This window comes from Polaribacter sp. Hel_I_88 (genome assembly GCF_000687935.1).
Classification (GTDB): domain Bacteria; phylum Bacteroidota; class Bacteroidia; order Flavobacteriales; family Flavobacteriaceae; genus Polaribacter.
Genome location: NZ_JHZZ01000001.1, coordinates 553,159 through 579,008, shown reverse-complemented (window position 1 = coordinate 579,008; position 25,850 = coordinate 553,159). Strand labels below are relative to the sequence as shown.

Here is a 25,850-nt window from a genome sequence, read left to right as displayed (position 1 = left end):
GGTAAATATTTCATTATATTTGAAAACCAAAATTGTATTTTAAATATACTTTTATGAAAAACAGATTATCTTTTATTCTTTTTCTTGCAATTTTATGTGCTAGTAGTTCTACTTTTTATGGACAACAATTATGGCAAAAGCAGGAAAAAGAAAACCCATCTATTCAAAAGAAAGCAACTTTTCAAAAGAAAAATTTCCCTTCAAACTACGAAATTGTTACTTTAAATAGTGGTGTTTTTGAAGATAAATTAACTAGAAAATCAGCATCTGCTAACACTATTATAGAATTGCCAAATGCAGATGGTAGCTTGTCGAAATTCTCAATTCAAGAAAACTCTAATTTTGATGCCCTATTACAGGCAAAATTTCCAAACGTAAAATCCTACACTGCAAAAGGAATAGATGATACATCAGCAAACGCAAAAATAAGCATAGGATCAGATGGTTTTCATGCCGTTATTTATTCAGAAGCTAAAGAAACTATTTATATAGATCCTTATACTAGAGATCAAAAAGAATATATTATTTACAAAAAAAGCAGTTTAAATGATGTTGATTTAAGTTTTCAATGTGAGGTAGAAGAGGCTGCAAACAAAGAATTTTTGAATACCAATTTTTCAAAAAACGTAAATGATGGTAACTTAAGAACATACAGATTAGCTTTGGCTTGTAGTGGAGAATATGCGCAATTTCATTTAGGTGCTAGTCAACAAAATATAGCTAGTTCTGCTTCAGATCAAGTAAAAAAAGCGGCAGTATTATCTGCTATGAATACTTCCTTAACAAGATTAAATGGTGTTTTTGAGAGAGAATTAGCCGTAAAATTTGAATTGGTAACCAATAATGAAGACATCATTTTTTTAGATGCTGCTACAGATGGAATGACAGATGACGATCCTGATGAACTGATAGATGAAGTACAAACTATCTGTGATGCACAAATTGGAAATGCAAATTATGATATTGGGCACGTGTTTAGTACATCTGGAGGTACTTTATCTGGTTTAGCAGGTTTAGGTGTTGTTTGTGTAACTGGGCAAAAAGCAAGAGGAGTAACAGGATTAGGTTCTCCAGTTGGCGATCCTTATGATATTGATTTAGTTGCGCACGAATTAGGTCATCAATTTGGTGCAACCCACACACAAAATAATCCTTGTAATAGAACAAATTCTACTGCTATAGAACCTGGAAGTGGTTCTACAATTATGGGCTATGCAGGTATTTGTTCACCCAACGTAAAATCTGGGAATGCTAATGGAAATAGTGATGATTATTTTCATGCAGTTAGTCTTGCACAAATTTGGGCAGTAATTCAATCATCAGGAGATTGTGCAGTATTAACAAACACCAACAATACAGCACCAACTGCTAATGCTGGATTAGATTATAGCATTCCGAAATCTACACCTTTTAAATTAATTGGTACAGGAAATGATGCAGATGGCGTAAATTCATTAACCTATAATTGGGAGCAATTAGATAATGAAATTGCAACAATGCCACCAGTTTCCTCGAGTTTTGGTGGTCCAGCATTTAGATCTTTACCTTCTAAAAATGTTCCTGTTAGATATATGCCAGCTTTAGAAACTGTTGTAAATGGAAGTTTAGTTTCTACTTGGGAGGTTGTTCCTTCTGTTGCTAGAGAATTAAATTTCTCTTTTATAGTTAGAGATAATAATCCTGGTGCAGGTGCTACTGCTAGAGATGATATGAAAATTAATGTGGTTGATACAACTCCTTTTACAGTTACTGCACCAAATACATCAGTAACTTGGGATACTGGAAGCACACAAACTATTACTTGGAACAATGGTTCAACAAACGCTGCTCCCATAAATTGTACCACTGTAAATATAAAATTATCTATAGATGGAGGACTTACTTTTCCTATAATTTTAAAATCGAATACAGCTAATGATGGAACAGAGGAAATAATTATTCCTGATAATGCTTCTAGTGCTGCAAGAATAATGGTAGAAGCTGCTGATAATATTTTTTACAATATCAACGCAACAAATTTTACAATTAATTCAACAGTACCAACTTTTATCGTAAACAATACAGATGGTTTACAAAGTGCTTGTAATACTGGGAATCAAACAGTAAGTTATAATTTAAATTTCGATTTTGTAAATGGATTTTCTGAAGCTGTTTCTCTATCTTCATCTGGAGAACCAGCTGGTTCTAATGTGTCATTTAGTGCTTCAACAATTAATGCTGATGGTAATATTACCATGACAGTTTCTAATTTTGACGATGTAACTCCACAAGATTATGAAATTATTGTTTCATCAACTTCTGCAACTTTAACCCAATCTCTTAAGGTAGATTTTAAATTAAATTCAGCCGATTTTAATGAATTAACGCTCTCTTCTCCTGCAAACAATGCTACAAATTTAAATTTAGTAGAAGAATTGCAATGGAATGATGATGCAAACGCAACTTCTTATGATGTTGAAATTGCTACTGATCGTGAGTTTTCTAATATAATTTCTACAGGAAATGTTGCAACAAACATCTATACAACAACAAATCTTGTTGGAGTAACTGAATATTTTTGGAGAGTGAAGCCTAAAAACAATTGTGGAGAAGGAGTTTTTTCTACAGTTTTTAGTTTTACAACAAAAGTAGCTGCTTATTGTGCATCAACTTTTACAGATGAAGCTGGTGGAACAGAACATATAACAAATGTTACTTTTGGTACTATTAATAATAATTCTGGGAACGATATAATAGATGGTTATCAAGATTTTACAGCTATAAATACCAATCTTTTAAGAGGTGAGGCTGAGCAGATTAGTGTAACTTTTGATACAGGAGGTTTCCAAGATCATTGTTATGTTTTTATTGATTGGAATCAAGATTTTGAATTTGATAACGATACAGAAAGATATGATTTAGGCTCCAGAACTGAAGATGTTGCTACTGCAACATTTACTATTACAGTGCCAAATAATGCTAAAATTGGGAAAACCAGAATGCGTGTTATTATAGAGTATGATGATCCTTCAGATGGTTTTGGACTTGGAGCTTGTGATGCAGATCATCTTACAGAATGGGGAGAAACTGAAGATTATTCAGTAACTATTTCCGAACTTTTTTCTGTTTTTACAGCTTCAGAAACGTGTCCAGAATCCAATGATGGACTTATTAGAATTGATGTAAATTTAGCTGATTATACGTATGTAGCAACAGTAACTGGAGAAGCAACAAATATTTCTCAAAACATTCCAGCTAGTGGTTTTCAGTTTTCAAATTTAGCTCCAGGCACCTATTTAGTTTGTGTTAATATCGAAGAATTAAACCAAACACAGTGTTTTGAAGTGAATATAATAGAAGCAACACCAATTTCTTTAAAAGTAACTGCAGAAAAAGAATCTAATAATTTTTCTTTTAAGATTGATGAAGGAACTCCACCTTTTGAGGTTTTTATTAATGAAACCTTAGTGGGTATTACAAGTCAAAGAGAGTTTAATTTTAAAATTTTTGAAAGAGGCATTTTAAAAGTAAAAACAGCCAAAGATTGTGAAGGTATTTATGAGAAAAATATTGGAGATTTATTATCAATTAATAATCCTGAATTACGCGTATCTCTTATAAAAAACCCTGTAAAAGACTTTATCGAAATTTATGTTCCTTCTACTATTGAAGACAAAAATGTACAAGCTGTAATTTTTGATATGACAGGTAAAATGGTTTATAAACAAACAAATGCTATCGTTTCAGAAAAACTAAAAATACCATTTAGTAACTTTTCTAAAGGAATTTATATTTTAAAATTATCTTTAAAAAATGCTAAACCAATAAAAATATTAAAGCAATAATGAGGCACATAAAAAATATATTATTTCTGTTTTTATTTAGTTTATTAGCAATGCAATGTTCTAAAAAAGAGGAAAATCAAGCACCTTCAGTAGTGTCATTAATTTTCCCTTCTGAAAATTTATTATGTATTGATAATACTGTAGATTTTAATTGGAGTGATGCCATTGATCCAGAAGCGAATGAAATTGAATACAAAATTACAGTTGCCAAAGATAGAGGATTGACGGATATAGTTGAAAGTAGAACAGTAGTTGCTAGCCAAATTACTTTTAATTTAGAGAAAGCTACTGCTTATTATTGGCAGGTAGATGCTTTAGATATCGATAATAATTTAGGGACTTCATCAGAAACGTACGCATTTTATACACAAGGAACTGTTATCGAAAATTATGCACCATTTTCACCTAAAGTAATTACTCCAGAAAATAATACAGTTGTAGATGCTGGCACTGTTTTTTTACGATGGATTGCAGAAGACATTGACACAGCAGATGTTTTAACTTATGAGCTTTATTTTGGAGAAAATGATAATTTGGTATTAGTGGATAGTAATTTAACCTCACAAAATTATGAGATTACTGCAGAAGCTGGCAAAACATATTCTTGGCAAGTAAATGTGAAAGATCAAAATGGTGCAAAATCTATTGGCCAAATATGGACTTTTACAGTTAATTAATAAAATGGTTTAAATTAAAAAGAGGCTGTCTGAAAAGGCAGTCTTTTTTTTGCAAATTTTTAAAGAATTTCGTATTTTTAAGAATGAGCAGAAAAGTTGTTTTTAAGACTTACACTCAAGATCAGTTGAGTCTTTTACCTCCCAGTTATGATGATTTAGTTCCAAAGAATCATCCAGTTCGTATTGTTAATACGATTATAGACCATGTAGATATTAGTAAATTAGAAGAGAGTTATAAAGGTGGAGGCACCTCAAGCTATCACCCAAGAATGTTGCTAAAAATATTAATTTATGCTTATTTACGTAATTTATATTCTTCAAGAAAAATAGAACAAGCTTTATCAGAGAACATCCATTTTATGTGGTTAAGTGGACAAAACAAACCTGATCATAACACAATTAATGATTTTAGAGGTAAAAGACTTCAAGAACATTTCAAGCCCATATTCCATCAAGTAGTTTTACTGCTTGTTGAGCAAGGAGTTATCAGTTTAAAAGATATTTTTGTAGATGGTACTAAAATAGAAGCCAATGCAAATCGCTATACTTTTGTTTGGGGTAAATCTATTAAAACCAGTAAAACTCGCATTGAAAAACAGTTGAAAGAGCTTTGGTCTTATGTAGAGAAGGTTTACAAAGAGGAACAACATATACCCAATACACCAGATTTTGAGCAGATAAATGCGGAGCAAGTTGAAGCTACAATTGATAAAATAAATGAAGTTTTACAAGGCAAAGTAATTGATAAAAAAGTAAAGCAGAAGCTGAATTATGCCAAGAAAAACTGGCCAGCTAATTTAGCGAAATATGAAAAACAAGAAGCTATTTTACAGGGTAGAAATAGTTATAGTAAAACTGATAATGACGCTACTTTTATGCGAATGAAAGATGATCATATGCAAAATGGACAACTCAAACCTGCCTATAATATACAAGCCTCTACCAACAATCAATACCTTACCAATTACACTTTAGCACAAACCACAGCAGACACCACTACTTTAAAAGAACACCTTAACAATCATATCGAAAATTATGACCAAACTCCAGAGACGCTCACAGCAGATGCAGGCTATGGAAGTGAAGAAAATTATACAGATTTAGAAGATAAAGAAATTACCGCTTTTGTAAAATACAATTACTTCCATAAAGAGCAATTAGATAAAAAAAGAGGAAAAACAAATCCTTTCCATCCTAATGAATTACATTATAATAGAGAGAAAGATCTTTATTACTGTCCTATAGGACAAGAAATGAAACTTATAGATACTTATAAAAGAAATACTAAGAACGGATTTATCCAAGAAATACACAGATACCAAGCACAAAACTGTAAAGGTTGCCCTTTAAGAACACTATGTCATAAATCAAAAACAAATCGAGTTATAGAAAGGAATTATAATTTAATACGATTAAAATCAAAAGCTAAAATATTACTCAACTCTGAACAAGGCATTGCAAAGCGAAAACAACGCTGTTGGGATGTAGAAGCTGTTTTTGGAAATATCAAACAAAACATGAACTTTAAAAGATTTATGCTAAGAGGAACCCGTAAAGTAAATGTTGAAATAGGGCTAATTGCAATGGCACATAACTTAAAAAAGTACAGTTTAACTATATAGAAAAACTGTACTTCTTTTAAATCTGAGTATTTTTTTAATCATTCTTAAAAAAAACTCAAAAAAAAATTAACAAAATAAAAAATCGCCTAAAAAATGCTTTTTAGACGACCTCTTTTTTTTGATGTTTATTTTCTTATCCTAAGAAAGGATATTTATAATCTTGAGGCGTTACAAACGTTTCTTTAATCAACCTAACTGACGTCCATCTTAATAAATTTTGAGCAGAACCAGCTTTGTCATTCGTTCCAGAGGCTCTTGCTCCACCAAAAGGTTGTTGCCCAACAACTGCTCCAGTTGGCTTATCATTAATGTAGAAGTTTCCAGCAGCGTTTTCTAAGGCTTTAGAAGCTTGTTCAACAATATATCTATCCGTAGAAAAAATAGCGCCAGTTAAAGCATACTCTGTAGATTCATCCACTAACTTTAAAGAAGCTTCCCATTCTAAATCTTCATAAATATAAATAGTGATTACAGGCCCAAAAAGTTCTGTAGTCATGGTTTCATAAGTTGGCGTTTTTGCTAAAATTACAGTTGGTTCAATAAAATAACCTTTCGATTTATCGTGATTTCCACCAATAATAACTTCGGCATTTACATCTGCTTTAGCAGCATCAATATACTTTGCAATTTTATCAAAAGAACCTTCATGAATTACTGCGTTTACAAAATTCTTTGTGTCATCAGGAGCACCCATTTTTAATTCTGATGTTTGTGCTACTAAATGTTTTTTAACTTCTTCCCAAATAGAAGCAGGAATGTAAGCACGTGAAGCAGCAGAACATTTTTGACCTTGGTATTCAAAAGCACCTCTTGTAATTGCTGTTGCAACTTGCAAAGGAAATGCAGAATTATGAGCCCAAATAAAATCTTTTCCACCAGTTTCACCTACAATTCTTGGGTAGGTTTTATAGTTGTGAATGTTGTTTCCAATTTGTTTCCAAAGATTTTTGAAAACGGTTGTAGAACCCGTAAAATGCAATCCAGAGAAATCTGGTGATGCTAAAACAGTATCAGAAATCATAACAGGATCTCCATAAACAACATTAATCACACCATCTGGCAAACCAGCTTCTCTAAATAAATCTACAATTACTTGTGCAGAATATGCTTGATGATCTGAAGGTTTCCAAACCACAACATTCCCCATTAAAGCTGCTGCTGCTGGTAAATTTGCTGCAATAGATGTAAAGTTGAAAGGAGAAATTGCATACACAAAACCTTCTAAAGGTCTGTACTCAACTCTGTTCCAAATTCCTGGTGCAGATGCTGGCTGATCTTTAAAAATATCAGTCATGTATTGTACGTTAAATCTAAAGAAATCTACCATTTCACAAGCTGCATCAATTTCTGCTTGAAATACGTTTTTAGATTGTGCTAACATTGTTGCTGCATTCATTTTTGCTCTATAAGGGCCTGCTAAAAGTTCAGCAGCCTTTAAGAAAATAGAAGCTCTTTCCATCCAAGAAACGCTAGACCAAGCTTCTCTAGCAGCCAAAGCTGTAGAAATTGCTTCGTCTACATGGCTTTTATCTGCAATATGATAATGACCTACAACATGTTTATGATCATGAGGAGGTGTAATATTTCTAGTATTTCCAGTTCTAACTTCTTTACCATTAATATACATAGGAATATCTGCTTTTCCTTTATACATTTCTTTATAGGTTGCTAAAACTTCTTTTAATTCTGGTGAACCAGGTTTATAATCTTTAACAGGTTCATTAACTGCTATTGGAACATTGAAAAATCCTCTTGCCATTTCTGTACGGTTTTAATTTGTCTAAATTTTTAAAGTTGTAAAGTTACAAATTTTATAAATCGATTTCGTAATTTTGAAAACCAAATTTCCGAGGAATAAATGTGTACAGTAACTTATCTTCCATTACCTAACAATAATTTTATCTTAACTTCTAGTAGAGATGAAACTCCTTTAAGAAAAACTATTCCTCCAAAAACATATACAGAAAATGGTGTAGCATTAACATATCCAAAAGATGAGTTGGCTGGAGGAACTTGGATCGGAACCAGTAATAAAAAAATGTTAGTTTGTTTGTTAAATGGTGCATTTGAAAAACATATTAGAAAATCAAATTACAAAATGAGTAGAGGTATTATTGTTAAAAATATACTTACTGCTAATGATGCTGTTTCTTATATAAAAGAATTTAATTTTGATGATATTGAGCCCTTTACAATTGTATTAGTTGATTGGAATAAGCAGTTAGAAGCCTATGAATTGGTTTGGGATGGAAAAACAAAACACTTCACAAAATTAGCACAAGAACCAAGAATTTGGTCATCATCGCCTTTATATACTGATGAAATGAAGAAATTACGTAAGGATTGGTTTGACAATTGGCTAAATGAAAACCAAGAATTTATTCAAGAAAAAATTATTGAATTTCATACATCAGAAACTTTAGGAAATGCCGAAATTTCACCAAAAATGAAACGTGTTTTTGTGGAAACTGTGAGTATAACATCCATCAAAAAAATAGAAGAAAAGGTGTCTATGAAGTATTTTGATTTTTTGAATGATAAAGTGTTTGATATTTAGTTATTTTTTATTGAAATAATTTTTATCCATATTTAGGAAAAATTTAAAAATAAAATTTGGTTACTTGTAAACAAACTATTCCTAAAAAAGCATCAACGAAAATATAAATAGAAATGTAATACCAATACTTGATACGATCATATAACTTAGGTTTAAAAGTAAGAATTTTAAAAATGTTTTTACATAACCTTGTTTGTAAAATTTTTTCATAGCTATAAATAGGTATATGAGAAATAAAATGGCGAAAATCCAAATGTGAGGTTCTAAACTACAAAGTCTTAATAGAATAAAAATTGAGAACAGCATAAAAAATACGGTTTGTACATGGAACACAAAAATTAAATGATCTATGTATGTATATTTTCTTCGGATGTAATAAAATCTTAAAAATAAAGTAAAAAATGGCAGGAAAATAAACAATGCTACAGAACCATATGAAAGTACTTGACTAAAAAATTGATTTCTAGTTTCTTCACTTTTTGTAAATGCATACAAACTTTTGGTCTTTGTTAGCAAAAACCGATTTGTAAAATTCTTTTCATATCCTAAAGAATCTAAAGCAGTATTAATATTTGCATCAGGATTCCCTTTAATGTAAAGAGAAAATTCATCTAACCTTGTATCTCCACCAAAGTTAAAAATAACATTATTGTTGTTAGATTTTTTTGTTTTGGTAGTGTCTTTGGCTTCTTTTTTAACTTCTTCTAAAATTTTCTTTTTTGCAGAGGCAGGAATAGGAATAAAAGACTTGCTCAAATCTTCATCTAAATTCTTAATAATTGAATCTATTTTTTCTTCTGTTGGTTTTTCTTCTTTTTTATCTTTTGAATTCGTGTTTTTTTTAAGCACATTGGTTATGTCTGCTTTGCTTTCATCTGCTAGTGCTTCATATTTATCAATAGATTTTGATAATCCAATCAACAAGAAAAAAATAATGGAAACTGTTAAGTAAAAACGAAAAGGATTGGAATAACGTTGTCTTTTACCATCAATATAATCTCTAGAAACTTTACCAGGACTTACTAAAAGTGGGATAATTGTATTCCAGAATTTGGCTTCAAAATTAAACAAACCGTTAAAAACTTCGTGCACAAAACTTTTAAAGGTTATTATATTCCCTTTATTGGCTTGCCCACATTCTGGACAAAATCTTTCATGTCCGCTAAAAGGATGTCCGCAATTTAAGCAGGCAGCATCTTTAATTTTGGCGACTTTACTTTTTGGGCTGTTTAGTTTGATAATATTGGTGTTGAGAGTTGAAAAGTAGGAATTATTACTTTAAATCGCTCTAAAGTATCAATATTTTGCATCGTATAAAAACCTTTCATAGAACCTAAGTTAGATTCTAAAAAACAACCAGAACTGTAGGAATAATTATCATTTGGTTTTAAAATTGGAGTTTGTCCAACCACACCTTCTCCTTCTACAATTTCAGTTATGTTTAGCGAATCGAAAATTTGCCAAAACCTGTCTGTAAGCTGCACAATTTGTTCAGAATTATTCTCGATAGTTATAAAATAAGCAAAAACATAGTACTGCCTACCATTTCTAGTGCTAGTGCCATTGTATTTTGTTTTTACAATAATTTTAATCCCTTTTGTAATTTGCTCTACCATGAAAGGTAAATGTAGTTTTTTTGTTTAAAAAACGCAAATCATTTTTTTATCGATCTTGATTGTAAAAACCTGTTCCAATTCCTATCACTCTATCATACAATCCACCCAAAGGTTTAAAATAAGTAATGACTGTATATTGGTTTTCAGTTTCAAAAAAAGTTCCATTTATTTCATTAGTGTCAACTTTGTTAAATTTATCGACAGTTGCAAAGGTGTAGTTGTAAAAACCTTGTTTCATTAAAATAGCTCCTTTGTAGCTTTTATCTTCAAAGTCATATTCTAATTTTGTATCTTCTTCAATTTCAAAATTATTAAAAGCTCCATAAACGTGCACACTTTTATCTAAAAAAGGCGCATCTGCATACAAAGTAAAATGCATCATTGCATAATCTGCTTCCGTGTTTGGGTTGTTTCCTTCTAAAGTTCTAAAAACAAATTGCCCATTAATGTCAGGGTTAAATCTGTATTCTAAATCAGCATTATAGGTGTAAGGATATAAATAATGATGAAAAACATCCTTCATTTCTATACGAACTACATTCAAACTTTTATTTCTGATGAGTTTGGTGTCAAAATTCAAATATTCGTTGCCTCCCCAAAAATTGGTTTTATTTGTATAGGTATATCTCAATTGATTTTGTTGAAAAAAAGTAGGTTGCAAATCGGTTATTTTTTCGTTCCAATTCTCGTTTTTAAGAATAACTACATTTACTTCTTGTTGTGGATTGTTAATTCTTATGTTTGGGTGATTTATTGTAAATTCTAGAGTTTGCTGAGTATCTGTTGTTTTTGCATTTCTACTTCTAGAAACTTGAACTGCAACTATTGCAGCGTTTTCATACAGCACAAATCTTCTTGTAAAAACTACTTCATCATAATCATCTAAAACCGATAAAAGGTAATTGCCACTTTTTGTAAGTACGGTATTTACATTCGGAATTTTAACTTCATAATGTGTGTAATTTTGAAAAGTATTAAAGGAATTGGTAACATTTATAATGGTATTTTCATCAAAACCATTTACAAATTGACTAGAAAGTAATCTACTTTTTCGCCAATCATGTGTCATGTGTTCTATTTTATATCGATAATCTTTGCTGTCATTTTCTAAATCATCAAAAGATAATTGTAAAACAGTACCTAAAGGAACAATTGCAGAGTAATTATTTTCTTGTAAAGGTCTTAATTGTATAGATTTAATGTTTTGAGCATCAATCTTTATCAAAAAGAATAAGAAGCTAGTTAAAAGTATCTTTTTTATCATACTTACAAAAATATCAATTTTTAAGCCAAAAATAAAATCTATTATATTTTTTGATTTTTAATCAATTTAGAATCGTTATAAATAGTATTTCTTTAACAACATTACAACATATTTATATTAAAAATAGTTGCTAAAATCCGTAAATTTGCATGATTTTTAAAGATAACTAACAATTCCAAACTACTATGTCAAAAGACATTCGTATTAAAAAAGGCTTAGATATTAAGCTTGTTGGCGAGGCAGAAAAAACAACTACTGATATTTCTTTAAGTAGTGTATATGCTGTAAAGCCAGAAGATTTCCACGGAATTACACCTAAATTATTGGCTAAAGAAGGCGCAAGCGTTAAAGCAGGACAAGCATTGTTCTATGATAAAAACGATGAGCGAATTTTATTTCCAAGTCCTGTTTCTGGAACAGTAACAGAGGTTTTGCGTGGAGCAAGAAGAAAAATTTTAGCAATTAAAATTAATGCTGATGCCACTATCGAGCATACAGATTTTGGTGTAAAAACGCCATCATCTATGTCTGCAGAAGAGGTAAAAGAGCATCTATTTTTAGGTGGTTGCTGGCCATTTGTAAAACAACGTCCTTTCGATGTAATTGCAAATCCTAACCAAACACCAAAAGCAATTTTTATTTCTGCTAGCAATACAGCACCTTTAGCACCAGATTTATCGTATACTTTAAAAGGTAGAGAGTTGGAATTAAAGGCTGGTTTAGAAGCTATTTCTAAATTGACAGAAGGTAAAGTGCATGTGAGTGCAGGTAAAGAGGAAGCTTCATTTTTTAAGGATGTTTCCAACATTGAATTGCATACAGTTTCTGGACCACATCCAGCAGGAAATGTTGGTACTCAAATTGCAAAAATAAATCCTATCAATAAAGGCGAAGTTGTTTGGACTTTAAAGATTGAGGATGTTGTTGTAATTGGAGAGTTGTTTTTAACTGGTAGATTTAACCTTACAAGAACAATTGCTTTAACAGGTTCTAAATTTAGCAAGCCACAGTATGTTACTGCAATTGCAGGAGCTACAATTGCTGATGTTGTTGCAAAAAATGCAGAAACTACTGGAACTAGAATTATAAGTGGTAATGTGCTTTCAGGTAAAGAAGTTAAAGAAGATGGTTTTTTAGGATATTATGACAACCAAATTACAGCAATTCCTGAAGGAGATGATTATGAGTTTTTTGGATGGAACAAACCTGTTTTCAACAAAATATCAACATCAAGAGCCCTTACATTTTCTTGGTTAACACCCAATAAAAAATACGATTTAGATACCAACACAAATGGTGAACATAGAGCATTTGTTGTAACAGGTTCTTATGAAGAGGTTTTTCCTTTAGATATTTATCCAATGCAATTACTAAAAGCATTTATGTATAAAGATTTAGATGAAATGGAAGCTTTAGGTGGTTACGAAGTAGCTCCAGAAGATTTTGCATTAACCGAATTTGTATGTGTTTCAAAGCAACCACATCAAAAAATAATTCGTGAAGGTTTAGATTTAATGAGACAAGAATTAGCATAAGATTATGAGCTTAAAACAAAACTTACATAATTTAAAAGAGAAATATAAAGGAACAAAAATGGCACCTGCATTTAATGCTATCCATACCTTTTTATATTTACCAAACGAAGTTACTCATGGAGGAACTCATATAAAAGCAGCAGACGATTTAAAGCGTACAATGAATATTGTAATTATCGCTTTAATTCCATGTTTACTTTTTGGAATATTCAATGCAGGTTACCAACATTATGCAGCAATTGATGCAGCAAAAGGTGTGGTAAGAGAAGCATCACTTTTAGGTAATTTTATTACTTGGGACAACTTTGTAGTAGGTGCTTGGACAGTGTTGCCTTTGGTAATCGTTTCTTATGGAGTTGGTCTTTTGGTAGAATTTATTTTCGCAGTTATCAAAGGTCATGAAGTAGAAGAAGGATACTTGGTTACTGGGATGTTAGTTCCATTAATTGTACCTATTGATATTCCTTTATGGATGTTATCAGTAGCCGTTATTTTTGGAGTTGTAATTGGTAAAGAAGTTTTTGGAGGTACAGGAATGAATATTTTAAATCCTGCATTAACCATTAGAGCTTTCTTGTTTTTCGCATATCCAACTTGGATGTCTGGAGATAAGGTTTGGGTTCATGAAGCTGCTGCAAGAACAGGAACTGCAGATGCAATTTCTGGAGAAACAGTTTTAGGAGCATATGCACAAAATGCAAATTTACCAGAATTAGGAAACAGTGTTTTAGCAGGAGTAGATAAAATGGACATGTTCTTTGGTTTTATGCCAGGTTCTGTTGGTGAAACTTCTAAAATTCTAATTATTCTAGGAGGTTTATTTTTAATCTACACAAAGGTTGCTAGTTGGAGAATTATTCTTTCTGCAATTGTTGGTGCATTAGCAATGGGATTAATTTTTAACGGCGTTGTAAACGCTGGTTGGATTTCAGATTCAAGTAAATTCTTTGGTTTAATGAGCGTTCCTTTTTGGCAACATTTAATTATAGGTAGTATTTTATTTGGAGCTGTTTATATGGCAACAGATCCTGTAAGTGGCTCACAAACAAATAAAGGAAAATGGATTTATGGTTTCTTAATAGGTTTTATATCAATTATGATTCGTGTATTCAACCCTGCATATCCAGAAGGAGTATTTTTAGCAATTTTATTGATGAATGTATTTGCTCCAACAATTGATCATTATGTGGTTCAAGGAAATGTTAAGAAAAGAATGAAACGTTTAAAAGCAAAAACAGCTTAATTATGGCAGTTAACACAGATAAAAATACGTATACTATTCTATTTGCTATTATAATGGTTGTTGTTGTAGGATCGCTTTTAGCATTCACAGCATCATCATTAAAGCCTCAAATTAAAGAGAATCAGCGAATGGAAAAGCAGCAGAATATTCTGTATGCGATGGGTGTAAATGAAAATGAAGGTACAGGTGATATCACTTTTGTATCAACAGATAAAGTTGCAAATAAATTTTCTACAAATATTTCTGAACAATTAGTTTTAGAGTATAAAGATGGAAAAATCATCAATAAAATGACACGTCAAGAATTTATGGATTCTAAAGACGATGGTAAAGGAATGGAGCCTTATCTAATTGATGTAAAAAAACAGCAAACAAGAGCAAAAGAAGGTAAATCTAGATTTTTACCACTTTTTGTTGGAACTCAAGAAGGAGAAACTGTGTACATAGCACCTATTAGAGGAAAAGGTTTATGGGATGCTATATGGGGTTTTGTAGCTTTAGATAAAGACATGGTTGTAAGAGGAACGTTTTTTGATCATGCAGGTGAAACTCCTGGGTTAGGATCTAATATAAAACAACGTTATTTTATGGATGATTTTTACGGAGAAAGATTATTAACGGAAGCAGGTGTATTCAAAGGAATAAATGTTGCAAAAGGAAATAATGATCCTAAAAACGAAAGAAAAGACGATTATGCAGTTGATGCTTTAGCAGGCGCAACTATTACAGGTGATGGTGTATCTGCAATGATAAAGAAAGATTTAAAATTGTATATGCCATTTTTTCAGGAATTAAATACAAAACTAAACTAGGATGGCTTTACTATCAAAAAAAGACGCTAAATTAATTACAGATCCATTAGCGGATAATAATCCAATTACAATACAAGTATTAGGTATTTGTTCTGCTTTAGCAATTACTGCAGATTTAAAAGCATCGCTAGTAATGGGTATTGCAGTATTATTTGTAATGGGTGTTGGTAACGTAGTAATTTCGTTAATGCGTAACATAATACCATCAAAAATTAGAATTATTGTACAGCTTATTGTTGTTGCATCTCTTGTAATTGTTGTAGATCAAGTTTTAAAGGCATATGCTTTTGAATTGAGTAAAACCTTGTCAGTTTTTATTGGTCTAATTATTACAAATTGCATTATTATGGGGCGTTTTGAGGCTTTTGCTTTGGCAAATGGTCCATATAGATCATTTTTAGACGGAATTGGAAATGCTTTAGGGTATGCTGTAATATTAGTTTTAGTTGGTTTTTTCAGAGAATTGTTAGGTGCTGGAACTTTGTTCGGAATTCCAGTTTTAGGAGATCCAATTGAAAAGACAGGTTTATTTTCTACAGGATATGAAAACAACGGTTTTATGTTGATGCCACCAATGGCTTTGATAATTGTTGGTTTAATTATTTGGGTTCAAAGAAGTAGAAACAAAGATTTAATCGAAGACTAAGACTTATTTATAGCATTTAAAATAAATTTCTGAAGGCAACTTCAGCATAAAAAATAAAAAAATGATAGAACATTTAGAGTTATTTTTCAAAGCAGTGTTTATAGACAATATGGTCTTTGCTGTCTTTTTAGGAATGTGTTCATATTTAGCAGTATCTAAAAAGGTTTCTACAGCAGTTGGTTTAGGTGCAGCAGTAATCTTTGTACTGGCAATTACAGTTCCATTAAACTGGCTGTTAGATCAATATTTATTACAACCTGGAGCCTTATCTTGGTTAGGCTCAGAGTACGCAGATTATGATTTAGGGTTTCTTTCTTTTATCATGTTTATTGCAACCATTGCAACTATGGTTCAGTTGGTAGAGATTATTGTGGAGAAATTTTCACCTTCACTTTACAATTCTTTAGGTATTTTCTTACCATTAATTGCTGTAAACTGTGCAATTTTAGGAGGAAGTTTATTTATGCAATCTCGTGAAATCGAATCTTTAGGATTGGCTTTAAATTACGGAGTTTCATCAGGAATTGGTTGGTTTTTAGCAATATTAGCTATTGCAGCAATTCGTGAAAAAATTAGATATTCAAGCGTTCCTCCAGCCTTAAGAGGTTTAGGAATTACGTTCATTATTACTGGTTTAATGGGAATTGGTTTTTTGAGCTTTGGTGGAATGTTAACTGGAGGAGATGAAGAAGGAGAGCCTTCTACAGAGCCAGAAGCTACTATTGAAAAAGTTGAAAAAAAGGAAGTGAAAGAAGAATTAGCAAAAAATACTAAAACTATACAATAATATGATTTTAGCAGCAGGAACAACAGGAACTGTTATAGCAACAGTAGCAGCATTTTTATTAATCACTTTAATATTAGTAAGTGTTTTACTATTTGTAAAACAAAAACTATCACCATCTGGTCCTGTAAAGATCATGATTAATGGCGAAAGAGAAATTGAAGTTGCTTCAGGAGACTCTTTATTAACAACACTTAGTAGTAATAAAATATTTTTACCTTCTGCTTGTGGTGGAGGTGGAACTTGCATACAATGTGAATGTCATGTTAATGAAGGTGGAGGAGAAGCTTTACCAACAGAAGTTCCTCACTTTTCTAGAAAAGAATTAAAAGAAGGAGCACGTTTAGCTTGTCAAGTAAAAGTAAAGCAAAACATGAATATTTCTATTCCAGAAGAAGTTTTTGGAATTAAGAAATGGGATGCTGTTGTTGTTAGAAATTACAATGTTGCATCGTTTATTAAGGAATTTGTAGTAGAAATTCCAGAAGATATGGGCTATAAAGCAGGTGGTTATATTCAAATTGAAATTCCTCCTTGTGAAGTAAAATTCGAAGATATGGATATTACTGCTCACCCAGAAGAACATGAAACTCCAGATAAATTTGAAGCTGAATGGAACAAATTTAATTTGAGACCTTTAGTAATGAAGAATAGCGAAACTGTAGAAAGAGCATATTCTATGGCTTCTTATCCTGCAGAAGGAAGAGAAATTATGTTAAATGTACGTATTGCAACTCCACCTTTTGATAGAGCAAAAGGAGGTTGGATGGATGTAAATCCAGGGGTTGCTTCTTCTTATATTTTCAATTTGAAAAAAGGAGATAAATGTGTTATTTCTGGTCCTTATGGAGAATTTTTCATTAATGAATCTGAAGCAGAAATGTTATATGTTGGTGGTGGTGCAGGAATGGCGCCAATGAGATCGCACTTATATCATCTATTCAGAACTTTAAAAACTGGAAGAAAAGTTACGTATTGGTATGGAGGACGTTCTAAAGCAGAATTATTTTATATTGATCACTTTAGAGCTTTAGAAAAAGATTTTCCGAATTTTAACTTTTACATTGCTTTATCAGATCCTTTAGAGTCAGATAATTGGAAAGTAAAAAAAGATATTAACGATGAAACAGGAGATGGTTTTGTTGGGTTTATTCACAATTGTGTAATCGATAATTATTTAAGCAAACATGAAGCGCCAGAAGACATGGAATTATATTTCTGTGGACCACCATTAATGAACAAAGCAGTTCAGAAAATGGGTGAAGATTTTGGGATGCCAGATGAAAACATACGTTTTGATGATTTTGGAGGATAAGCCAAATTTTAAATATATAGTAAATACAAAAACCGATTCAATTAAATTTGAATCGGTTTTTGTCATTTTAAAAAAATATAATTTAAGCTAAAAATGCTTTAAGTTGATAAACAGGTTCTCCATTTTCTTGCTCAAAAAGTTTTGAATAATCCATTATATTAGGTTGATTATCTAACACACATAAAAGTTCTACAACAGCCACCAAACCATTAAATAAAGTATCATTTGATGTTGGATTTTTAGGTTTTTGATTATAATGACACAATGGAGTTTTAAATCCACAAGCATCTAAAAACACTTTTTCAATTTGTAAAATTTCTTGAGGGGAATACCCATTAAATTTTCTACCTAAACTTTGATGAACTCTGCCTACATAGCTCAATTGTAAGGAACCATGGTCATTAGAAAGATGTTTCCAACTATCTTGATTGTCTAAAATATTACCAACTGCACAAGCTGTACAATCTTCTGGATTTAACCGATTGTTATGATATGCGTTGTATAGTTTTGCCAAAGCATGTTCTAATCTTTGAGTCGTTTTCATGTGTAATGTTTTTCATTTATAAATATAATAAAATTAGAATCCATTTTAAAATGCGAATTCTTAAATGTTATTATTTTTAATAAATTTAAATTAGTGAACAACTCTTTTTAGTTGATTGTTTTAAGTCGTATTTTTGATTTTTAGAAATGATGAACAATGAAACGCATAAAAAGAATATTAAAGAAAAATAAATATATCAAAATAAAATTAAAAAAAATTGCCACAAATCATTTAGAGTTAAAAGCTAAAATTAATGGTATAAAAGGGAATTTTATTTTAGATACTGGAGCCTCTAATTCTTGTGTTGGTATTGATATGATTTCCTATTTTAATTTAGATGCTACAGAGAGCGAAACCAAAGCAGCAGGAGCTGGTGCTATTGATATGGAAACACAACAATCAGAAAATAATTTACTTAAAATTGGCGATTGGAAAACGAAAAAATGTCATTTGGTTTTGTTCGATTTAACACATGTAAATACTGCTTTAACACAACATAAAGCCAAAAAAGTACATGGAATAATTGGTGCAGATATTTTAAGAAAAGGTAAAGCATTTATAGATTACAATAAGAATACGTTGTATTTAAAAAAGACTAAAAAATAATCAATATAAACTAAAGAAAAATGAGTTTACAAAAACAAGTAATGGATAAAATGAAAGAAGCTATGAAAGCAAAAGATACAGTTGCTTTGCAAGCTTTAAGAGCTGTAAAGTCTGCTTTTTTATTAGCTAAAACAGAAACAGGTTTTCAGGCTGAATTAACAGAGGAGCAAGAAATAAAGATTATTCAAAAGCAGGTGAAACAAAGAAAAGATAGTGCTGCTATTTTTTTAAAACAAGATAGACAAGATTTGGCTGAACCTGAATTGGCAGAAATTGCAGTTTTAGAACAATTTTTACCAGAAGCTTTATCCGAAGAAAAAATTGAAGAAGTTGTGGTTGCAACTATTAAAAAGGTAGGAGCATCAGGAATGCAAGATATGGGCAAAGTAATGGGAATTGTTTCTAAAGAATTAGCAGGAAAAGCAGACGGAAAAACAATATCTACTTTAGTGAAAAAGAACTTGGTATAGTTTTTAGACATTAAATTGGCTCCATAGTTCAACTGAATAGAATGTCAGATTTCGGCTCTGAAGGTTGCAGGTTTGAATCCTGCTGGAGTCACAAACTCAAAGTAATTTAATTGCTTTGAGTTTTTTTATGAAGTATATTCTGATGTTAATTCATCTACAATTAAACCATCTTCTAGGGTTTGTATTACACCCATAGCAGCTCTTTCTCCTGCAATCATAGCTGCATTTAAAGAACCATTTAACAATTGATCTCCAGCTAAAAATACAGTCGCTTTTAATTTAGTTTCTGTGCTGGAAATTTCATATTGTAAGTTTGTTAATTTTGGCAATGCATTTTTAATATGATAATGCTTTAGGAACTTTTTTACATCAATATTACAGAACCTTTTTAAATCTTCTGTTACTCTTAAAATTAAATTTAAATCGCTTAAGTTATGTTCTTTTACAACAGTTACAGATAATAATTCTTTGGTGTTTTTAGTTGATGTTGGTAAACTTGTGTGATAAAAAATATTATTTATTAACGAGTTTTCATCAGCAATCAAACCAATTAAAGGTTTTTCGATAACTCTTTTATCAGTTTCAAAATATAAAGTTTCACAGCTTTTCCAAGCCGTTTCTTGGTTTTTTAAGTTAGATATTAGAGTACTTGCTTCTGTTGCAATAATGCTAAAATGACTTTCTAAAACAGCTTTATCTTGTAAAATAATTTCTTTATCTTTTACTTCTTTAACAGGCGAATTAAATTTAAAAGTAGTGTTTTTTAAGTTTGATTTTAGCTGATTCGATATTTCTTGAATTCCGTTTTTAGGCACAACAGCCAAACCATCACCAAACATTTTATAAACAAATTCAAACATTCTACTTGATGTTTCTAAATTAGGTTCTAAAAATATTCCACTAAAAAAAGGCTTGAAAAAATCATTAATAATACTCTCAGAAAAACCAAAATCTTGCAAATATTGTAAGGTTGATGTTTCTTTCGTCTTAAATATCGCAGCAATTTTTTTCTTCTTTAAAAGTGTGTTTAGTTTTAAGATTTTTGCTTTATCAGCAAAAGTACCAATAGAAGAAAATAAAGTAGGAAATAACAATGAAAAACTACGAAGTGGATCTCCAATAGTTTGCATTTTGCTATTCTTAAAAATGGTAGCTCCAGGCAAAAATTCTTGCAATTCTAGATCATCATAATTTAAATATTTTTTAGCTGCAGGATATGAAGTTAACAAAACTTGAAAACCGTGATCTAAGGTATATCCATCAACAATATCCGATTTTACACGACCACCAACAGAATTGGTAGCTTCTAAAATAGTTGGTTGATACCCATGATTCTCTAAAATTTGGGCAGCAATTAAACCACTAATTCCTGCACCAATGATATGTATTTTATATGCTGATTTCTCCATTTTAAATTCGTTTTAATTCTGCCTTTATTTTTTTAAAAAAGCTATTATTTATTGAAAATCTCAATATTTTTTGGTGATGCTATAAAAGTGATAACCTTTTAGTATTATTAAATATTCAGTTTTAAAGTTAAACAAACCGTTTAAATAGCTTTAAAAATAAACTAATTATTTAAAGTTTTTCTACTTTGCAGCCATAAATAATATTGCAATCCAAATAAAATGGCACCCGCTAATAAATGAACAGCCTGAGTTCCTAAAGGAATTTCTGCATAATACATTAAAATACCTGTAATGGTTTCTAGGAAGATTAAGAAAACAATCCAATTTACTAATTTGTATCCAAGATTTTTAACTTGATTGATGTAAAATAAACCAAAATTTACAAGTACAATTGCAATGGTAAAAGATCTATGAAAATAGAATTTAAAACTAGGATTCATTAAACTATAATTTTTGTTTTCGAAACCAAATAGTTTTACTTGTTCATCTATAAACTGCCTTACCTGAGTTCCCATGGCAATTTGAATTAGCGAGAAAATAACAGAAATAATTAATAATTTATTAAATAACGCATTGTAATTATAGGTTTTCTTATCAGAAATAATAAATTTTATCTGTAATAAAAGGGCAATAATAATTAACCCTATAACCATATGTATAGTTATAATTTCTGGTTTCAAGTTAGTGTCAACAACCATTTTGCCTAAAACTGCTTCTACAAGCATTAAAAAGAAAGCTCCAAATGCTAAATATGGAATTCGTCTATTTGTTTTCCAGAATTTGGTTGATGCGTAGATTAAAAATAAAAATACAAAACCAGCTAAAACAGAAGCCAATCTGTTGATATATTCTGTCCAAGTATGGTATTTGTTAAACTTATTATAATCGTGTTTGGTGTATTTAGACCAATTTTTGATTGTAAAAGTATCAGCAGTAGTAATGTCTTTATCAGCAACAAATAAAACTTCATCTTTAATAATAATGATGCCTTTTTTGTATTCGGTATTTGGTTTCCAAGTAATCTGTTCTTCAGATGTTGGTGGTATGTAATATCCAAAACATTTAGGCCAATCAGGACAACCCATTCCAGAGCCAGTCATTCTAACAACTGAGCCAGCTAAGAAAATTAAATAAACAGAAATTATAGATAATTGTACAATCTTAGGAAATCGTTTTTTCATCAGTAATAAAATTTATGCAAAAATACTGCAAAAAAAAGTCGCTTAAAATAAATTAAGCGACTTGTTGTTATGTAAAAAAATTCTAAATAATATTAGATAACTCTAACGTCTACTGCGTTTAAACCTTTTCTACCTTCTTTTAAATCGAATTCTACTGCATCACCTTCTCTTACTTCGTCGATTAATCCTGATACGTGCACAAAATACTCTGTGTTTGAATCATCTTCTGTTACGAATCCAAATCCTTTAGATTCGTTGAAGAATTTTATTGTTCCTGTTTTCACTTTGATATATAATAAATGTTAATAATATTACAAATATACATTAATTGTAATTGATTTCAATACATCTAGTTCAAATCATATTTAATTTATTTTCATTGTGATTTTATCTATTCTAAAAAAAGGAGTTTTTTTTGAAAATAGGTGTCAAAATAAAAAAAAGAAATCTTGTTTTAAGAATGTCAATAGGAATAAAGGTTGTAGCGTTTTTTAGCTTTTAAGTAACTGTAAATCAGTATATTGAAAAAGTATTTTTTTTAACACTAAAACTCATAAAAATACCATTTTGTTAAAAACTCGCTTGTTTTGTGGATAAGTATGGATTGCTTTTTTTACTAAAAAGGGCAATCTTTGTTAGCATCTTTATTAACTTTTAAATAACATTACATCATCGTGGAAATTACACAAATCATAAAAAGAGACTCTGGAACTAGCAATTTTGAGCTAGAAAAAATTACAAGTGCTATTGAAAAAGCGATGCTATCTGTAAATAATGGCTCGAGAAGAGATGCAATTGCAATTACAAATATTGTAAATGGTACCTTACTAGAAAGGAAGTTAAATGAACCTAATTATACACCAACAGTTGAGCAAGTGCAAGATATTGTTGAGTATAAATTGATGGATAGTCGTTTTCATGATGTTGCAAAAGCATACATATTATATAGAGATGAACAGACTAGAAATAGAAAGACAAATATTTTTGAAAAAAGGTTGAATTTAAAGCCTTATGAATACCCTGCTCTAAACGAGTATGTAGATGCTATTAGGCACTCTTATTGGATTCATACCGAATTTAATTACACAAGCGATATACAAGATTTTAAATCGACTTTGAATGATGTTGAGCAGAATGCCATAAAAAACACGATGTTGGCAATTTCTCAAATAGAGGTGGCTGTAAAAACTTTTTGGGGAGATATTTATAAAAAAATGCCAAAACCAGAAATTGGTTCAGTAGGTTCTACATTTGCAGAAAGTGAAGTGCGTCATCATGATGCATATTCTCACTTATTAGAGATTTTAGGATTAAACAACGAGTTTAAAAACTTAAAGAAAAATCCTATAATTATGAGACGTGTTAATTATTTAGAATTAGCATTAAAGAATGTAAATAGCGAGGATAATAAGGAGTTTTCAGAATCTATAATTTTGTTTTCTTTATTTATTGAGCACGTTTCTTTATTTTCTCAATTTTTAATTATTATGGCTTTTAACAAACATAAAAATGTGTTAAAAGGGATTTCTAATGTGGTGGAAGCTACCTCAAAAGAAGAGCAAATTCATGGAGATTTTGGAATCGATTTAATTAAAATTATTAAAGAAGAAAATCCAGATTGGTTTGATGAAGACAATAGTTTAGTAGTTCAAGAAACTTGTAAAGAAGCTTTTTTATCTGAAAGTAAAATTATCGACTGGATTTTTGAAAGGGGTGAATTAGATTTCTTACCAAAAGCAGTGATTAAAGAATTTATTAAAAATAGATTTAATAACTCTTTAGAAAGTATCGGAATTCCAAAAATATTTGAGATTGATCAAAACTTATTAGCAGAAACAGATTGGTTTGATGATGAAATTATTGGAACCAAACATGGAGATTTCTTTGTAAAAAGATCTATCAACTACAGTAAAAGAACAAAAAGTATAACTAGCGACGACTTATTTTAAAAACATGAACCTAAACGAAACAAAAACTTCTGAACTCACAGAACACGAAAAATTAATCCAAGCTAGAAATGCTTCTAGAAAAGAAATTCTTGATAAAAACACAGCCCCAGAAATTACTTGGTTAACAGAAAATAGCCGTAAATTTTTAGAGTCAGGATATTTAACTGGTACTACAACCCCAGAAGAAAGAATTCGCGAAATTGCAGACAATGCAGAGCGTATTTTAAATAAACCAGGTTTTTCTGACAAGTTTTACAAATATATGGCTGCTGGGTATTACTCTTTAGCATCGCCAATTTGGAGTAACTTTGGGAAAAGAAGAGGCTTGCCAATTAGTTGTTTTGGAAGTCATGTTGCTGATGATATGGGAGATATTTTATTCTCACAATCAGAAGTTGGTATGATGTCTAAATTAGGAGGTGGTACTTCTGGTTATTTCGGAAAATTACGTGAAAGAGGAGCAGATGTTAAAAATAATGGTTCATCATCTGGGTCTGTTCACATTATGCAATTGTTCGAAAAAATGGTGGATGTTGTAAGTCAAGGTTCTGTAAGACGTGGCCGTTTTTCACCTTATTTACCTGTAGATCATCCAGATATTAAAGAGTTTTTAGAAATAGGTACAGAAGGAAACCCAATTCAAGAATTAACACATGGTGTAACTGTTGGTGATCAATGGATGCAAGAAATGATTGATGGAGATGTAGAGAAAAGAAGTATTTGGGCAAAAATATTACAAAGAAGAGGAGAAATTGGGTATCCATATATTTTGTTTAGAGATAATGCAAATAATGGAACTGTAGATGTTTACAAAGACAAAAACCACGAAATTTACGCAAGTAATTTATGTACAGAAATCATGTTGCCATCTAATGACGATTGGTCTTTTGTTTGTTGTTTATCATCTATAAACTTATTACATTTTGATGATTGGAAAGATACAGATGCTGTAGAAACGCTAACGTACTTTTTAGATGCTGTAATGCAAGAATTTATTACAAAGTTAGAAGTTTATAGAGATTCAGAAAGCAGAGATGATCAGTTTACGTTTCGTTTTATGGAAAAAGCATACAAATTTGCAAAAGAAAACAGAGCGTTAGGTTTAGGAGCTTTAGGTTGGCATTCTTTATTACAATCTAAAATGTTGGCTTTTGATAGTCCAGAAGCATACGATTTGAATAGTGAAATCTTTAAAATAATTAAAGAAAAATCTTACAAAGCATCAGAAGAAATGGCTGTTGAATATGGAGAGCCAGCTGTGTTAAAAGGTTATGGAAGACGTAATACAACTTTAAATGCAATTGCACCAACAACGTCATCAGCATTTATTTTAGGACAAGTTTCTCAAGGAATTGAGCCAATTTGGTCTAACATTTACGTAAAAGATATTGCTAAGATTAAAACGACTATTAAAAACCCAATTTTAGAAAACCTATTAGAACAAAAAGGTTTTAATACAAAAGAAATTTGGACTAGTATTCGTGATAATGATGGTTCTGTATTGCATTTAGATTGTTTAACAGACGAAGAAAAAGAAGTTTTTAGAACCTATTCAGAAATCGATCAAAATGTAATTGTGTATCAAGCTGCAAACAGACAAAACCACATAGATCAAGGGCAATCTATCAATGTTATGGTACATCCAGATATGCCAATTAAAGATGTAAACGCAATTTATATCAATGCTTGGAAATTAGGGGTGAAATCGATGTATTATCAACACAGTATGAATGCTGCACAAAAATTTAAGCAAAAGAAAGAATGTGCTTCTTGTGAAGGGTAGATACTTCATTAAT

At 30.7% G+C, this 25,850-nt stretch carries 22 protein-coding genes and 1 tRNA gene; 15 read left to right on the top strand and 8 right to left on the bottom strand.

Features of this window, described 5'->3' with window-relative positions; translation table 11 throughout:
• Positions 1–53 precede the first annotated feature (53 nt).
• From P161_RS17915 to P161_RS0102575, 3 genes are all read left to right on the top strand, one after another.
• Positions 54–3,824: a reprolysin-like metallopeptidase gene (locus tag P161_RS17915; protein ID WP_051605641.1), complete on the top strand. Its 3,771-nt coding sequence runs from the start codon at positions 54–56 to the stop codon at positions 3,822–3,824.
• A complete protein-coding gene (locus P161_RS0102580; protein WP_026775521.1) occupies positions 3,824–4,501 on the top strand; it encodes a hypothetical protein in 678 nt (225 codons plus the stop codon). The genes P161_RS17915 and P161_RS0102580 overlap by 1 nt, the downstream gene beginning before the upstream one ends.
• 83 nt (positions 4,502–4,584) lie before the next feature.
• Entirely contained in the window at positions 4,585–6,123 is a 1,539-nt protein-coding gene (locus P161_RS0102575) for an IS1182 family transposase (RefSeq protein WP_026775472.1), read from the top strand.
• A gap of 133 nt (positions 6,124–6,256) precedes the next feature.
• Here P161_RS0102575 and pruA read toward each other — a convergent pair whose 3' ends face one another.
• Complete coding sequence (gene pruA, locus P161_RS0102570) at positions 6,257–7,882, bottom strand: L-glutamate gamma-semialdehyde dehydrogenase (protein ID WP_026775520.1); 1,626 nt, start codon at positions 7,880–7,882, stop codon at positions 6,257–6,259.
• A 99-nt stretch (positions 7,883–7,981) separates the two neighbouring features.
• Between pruA and P161_RS0102565 the strand changes: the two genes are divergently transcribed.
• On the top strand, positions 7,982–8,680 hold the full coding sequence (locus P161_RS0102565; RefSeq protein WP_026775519.1) for an NRDE family protein: 699 nt from the start codon (positions 7,982–7,984) through the stop codon (positions 8,678–8,680).
• Between the two features lie 81 nt (positions 8,681–8,761).
• Here the strand turns inward: P161_RS0102565 and P161_RS0102560 are convergent, their stop codons facing one another.
• From P161_RS0102560 to P161_RS0102550, 3 genes are all read right to left on the bottom strand, one after another.
• On the bottom strand, positions 8,762–9,772 hold the full coding sequence (locus P161_RS0102560) for a DUF3667 domain-containing protein (protein ID WP_197026318.1): 1,011 nt from the start codon (positions 9,770–9,772) through the stop codon (positions 8,762–8,764).
• Between the two features lie 137 nt (positions 9,773–9,909).
• The gene (apaG, locus tag P161_RS0102555; RefSeq protein ID WP_026775517.1) at positions 9,910–10,296 is read right to left on the bottom strand and encodes a Co2+/Mg2+ efflux protein ApaG; all 387 of its coding nucleotides are present in this window, start codon (positions 10,294–10,296) and stop codon (positions 9,910–9,912) included.
• A 46-nt stretch (positions 10,297–10,342) separates the two neighbouring features.
• Positions 10,343–11,560, bottom strand: coding sequence for a DUF5103 domain-containing protein (locus P161_RS0102550; RefSeq protein ID WP_036841171.1), 1,218 nt, complete (start codon positions 11,558–11,560; stop codon positions 10,343–10,345).
• 185 nt (positions 11,561–11,745) lie between these two features.
• On the opposite strand from P161_RS0102550, the gene P161_RS0102545 reads away from it, so the two are divergent.
• The 6 genes from P161_RS0102545 (at position 11,746) to nqrF (ending at position 17,895) form a co-directional block, all read left to right on the top strand.
• On the top strand, positions 11,746–13,095 hold the full coding sequence (locus P161_RS0102545; RefSeq protein WP_026775515.1) for a Na(+)-translocating NADH-quinone reductase subunit A: 1,350 nt from the start codon (positions 11,746–11,748) through the stop codon (positions 13,093–13,095).
• A gap of 4 nt (positions 13,096–13,099) precedes the next feature.
• Positions 13,100–14,338: an NADH:ubiquinone reductase (Na(+)-transporting) subunit B gene (locus P161_RS0102540; protein WP_026775514.1), complete on the top strand. Its 1,239-nt coding sequence runs from the start codon at positions 13,100–13,102 to the stop codon at positions 14,336–14,338.
• A 2-nt stretch (positions 14,339–14,340) separates the two neighbouring features.
• The gene (locus tag P161_RS0102535; RefSeq protein ID WP_026775513.1) at positions 14,341–15,150 is read left to right on the top strand and encodes a Na(+)-translocating NADH-quinone reductase subunit C; all 810 of its coding nucleotides are present in this window, start codon (positions 14,341–14,343) and stop codon (positions 15,148–15,150) included.
• Between the two features lies 1 nt (position 15,151).
• Positions 15,152–15,796, top strand: a complete 645-nt coding sequence (locus P161_RS0102530) for an NADH:ubiquinone reductase (Na(+)-transporting) subunit D (RefSeq protein ID WP_026775512.1) — start codon at positions 15,152–15,154, stop codon at positions 15,794–15,796.
• Positions 15,797–15,857: 61 nt separating this feature from the next.
• Positions 15,858–16,583, top strand: a complete 726-nt coding sequence (gene nqrE / locus P161_RS0102525) for an NADH:ubiquinone reductase (Na(+)-transporting) subunit E (RefSeq protein WP_026775511.1) — start codon at positions 15,858–15,860, stop codon at positions 16,581–16,583.
• Position 16,584: 1 nt separating this feature from the next.
• A complete protein-coding gene (nqrF, locus tag P161_RS0102520; RefSeq protein ID WP_026775510.1) occupies positions 16,585–17,895 on the top strand; it encodes an NADH:ubiquinone reductase (Na(+)-transporting) subunit F in 1,311 nt (436 codons plus the stop codon).
• A gap of 82 nt (positions 17,896–17,977) precedes the next feature.
• Here nqrF and P161_RS0102510 read toward each other — a convergent pair whose 3' ends face one another.
• On the bottom strand, positions 17,978–18,439 hold the full coding sequence (locus tag P161_RS0102510; RefSeq protein ID WP_026775509.1) for a hypothetical protein: 462 nt from the start codon (positions 18,437–18,439) through the stop codon (positions 17,978–17,980).
• Positions 18,440–18,595: 156 nt separating this feature from the next.
• On the opposite strand from P161_RS0102510, the gene P161_RS0102505 reads away from it, so the two are divergent.
• The 3 genes from P161_RS0102505 to P161_RS0102495 all read left to right on the top strand — a co-directional run bounded on the left by P161_RS0102505 (position 18,596) and on the right by P161_RS0102495 (position 19,606).
• Positions 18,596–19,045, top strand: a complete 450-nt coding sequence (locus P161_RS0102505; protein ID WP_026775508.1) for a retropepsin-like aspartic protease — start codon at positions 18,596–18,598, stop codon at positions 19,043–19,045.
• A 20-nt stretch (positions 19,046–19,065) separates the two neighbouring features.
• Positions 19,066–19,515, top strand: a complete 450-nt coding sequence (locus P161_RS0102500; protein ID WP_026775507.1) for a GatB/YqeY domain-containing protein — start codon at positions 19,066–19,068, stop codon at positions 19,513–19,515.
• A 17-nt stretch (positions 19,516–19,532) separates the two neighbouring features.
• Positions 19,533–19,606, top strand: a tRNA-Arg gene (locus tag P161_RS0102495).
• Positions 19,607–19,640: 34 nt separating this feature from the next.
• On the opposite strand, the gene P161_RS0102490 is transcribed toward P161_RS0102495, so the two are convergent.
• The 3 genes from P161_RS0102490 to P161_RS0102480 all read right to left on the bottom strand — a co-directional run bounded on the left by P161_RS0102490 (position 19,641) and on the right by P161_RS0102480 (position 22,389).
• Positions 19,641–20,924 carry an FAD-dependent oxidoreductase gene (locus tag P161_RS0102490; RefSeq protein ID WP_026775506.1) on the bottom strand — a complete coding sequence of 428 codons (1,284 nt, stop codon included), beginning with the start codon at positions 20,922–20,924 and terminating at the stop codon, positions 19,641–19,643.
• Positions 20,925–21,085: 161 nt separating this feature from the next.
• Positions 21,086–22,105 carry a heme A synthase gene (locus P161_RS0102485; RefSeq protein WP_026775505.1) on the bottom strand — a complete coding sequence of 340 codons (1,020 nt, stop codon included), beginning with the start codon at positions 22,103–22,105 and terminating at the stop codon, positions 21,086–21,088.
• Positions 22,106–22,197: 92 nt separating this feature from the next.
• Complete coding sequence (locus P161_RS0102480; protein WP_026775504.1) at positions 22,198–22,389, bottom strand: cold-shock protein; 192 nt, start codon at positions 22,387–22,389, stop codon at positions 22,198–22,200.
• A gap of 390 nt (positions 22,390–22,779) precedes the next feature.
• On the opposite strand from P161_RS0102480, the gene P161_RS0102475 reads away from it, so the two are divergent.
• Positions 22,780–24,054 (top strand): ribonucleotide-diphosphate reductase subunit beta, encoded by a 1,275-nt coding sequence (locus tag P161_RS0102475; RefSeq protein WP_026775503.1) that lies wholly within the window; start codon positions 22,780–22,782, stop codon positions 24,052–24,054.
• A gap of 4 nt (positions 24,055–24,058) precedes the next feature.
• Positions 24,059–25,837, top strand: a complete 1,779-nt coding sequence (locus tag P161_RS0102470; RefSeq protein WP_026775502.1) for a ribonucleoside-diphosphate reductase subunit alpha — start codon at positions 24,059–24,061, stop codon at positions 25,835–25,837.
• Positions 25,838–25,850: the final 13 nt, after the last annotated feature.

Coding starts and splice junctions, on each gene's coding strand:
- P161_RS17915 (WP_051605641.1), top strand. CDS start 54: ATGAAAAACAGATTATCTTTTATTCTTTTTCTTGCAATTTTATGTGCT.
- P161_RS0102580 (WP_026775521.1), top strand. CDS start 3,824: ATGAGGCACATAAAAAATATATTATTTCTGTTTTTATTTAGTTTATTA.
- P161_RS0102575 (WP_026775472.1), top strand. CDS start 4,585: ATGAGCAGAAAAGTTGTTTTTAAGACTTACACTCAAGATCAGTTGAGT.
- pruA (WP_026775520.1), bottom strand. CDS start 7,882: ATGGCAAGAGGATTTTTCAATGTTCCAATAGCAGTTAATGAACCTGTT.
- P161_RS0102565 (WP_026775519.1), top strand. CDS start 7,982: ATGTGTACAGTAACTTATCTTCCATTACCTAACAATAATTTTATCTTA.
- apaG (WP_026775517.1), bottom strand. CDS start 10,296: ATGGTAGAGCAAATTACAAAAGGGATTAAAATTATTGTAAAAACAAAA.
- P161_RS0102550 (WP_036841171.1), bottom strand. CDS start 11,560: ATGATAAAAAAGATACTTTTAACTAGCTTCTTATTCTTTTTGATAAAG.
- P161_RS0102545 (WP_026775515.1), top strand. CDS start 11,746: ATGTCAAAAGACATTCGTATTAAAAAAGGCTTAGATATTAAGCTTGTT.
- P161_RS0102540 (WP_026775514.1), top strand. CDS start 13,100: ATGAGCTTAAAACAAAACTTACATAATTTAAAAGAGAAATATAAAGGA.
- P161_RS0102535 (WP_026775513.1), top strand. CDS start 14,341: ATGGCAGTTAACACAGATAAAAATACGTATACTATTCTATTTGCTATT.
- P161_RS0102530 (WP_026775512.1), top strand. CDS start 15,152: ATGGCTTTACTATCAAAAAAAGACGCTAAATTAATTACAGATCCATTA.
- nqrE (WP_026775511.1), top strand. CDS start 15,858: ATGATAGAACATTTAGAGTTATTTTTCAAAGCAGTGTTTATAGACAAT.
- nqrF (WP_026775510.1), top strand. CDS start 16,585: ATGATTTTAGCAGCAGGAACAACAGGAACTGTTATAGCAACAGTAGCA.
- P161_RS0102510 (WP_026775509.1), bottom strand. CDS start 18,439: ATGAAAACGACTCAAAGATTAGAACATGCTTTGGCAAAACTATACAAC.
- P161_RS0102505 (WP_026775508.1), top strand. CDS start 18,596: ATGAAACGCATAAAAAGAATATTAAAGAAAAATAAATATATCAAAATA.
- P161_RS0102500 (WP_026775507.1), top strand. CDS start 19,066: ATGAGTTTACAAAAACAAGTAATGGATAAAATGAAAGAAGCTATGAAA.
- P161_RS0102490 (WP_026775506.1), bottom strand. CDS start 20,924: ATGGAGAAATCAGCATATAAAATACATATCATTGGTGCAGGAATTAGT.
- P161_RS0102485 (WP_026775505.1), bottom strand. CDS start 22,105: ATGAAAAAACGATTTCCTAAGATTGTACAATTATCTATAATTTCTGTT.
- P161_RS0102470 (WP_026775502.1), top strand. CDS start 24,059: ATGAACCTAAACGAAACAAAAACTTCTGAACTCACAGAACACGAAAAA.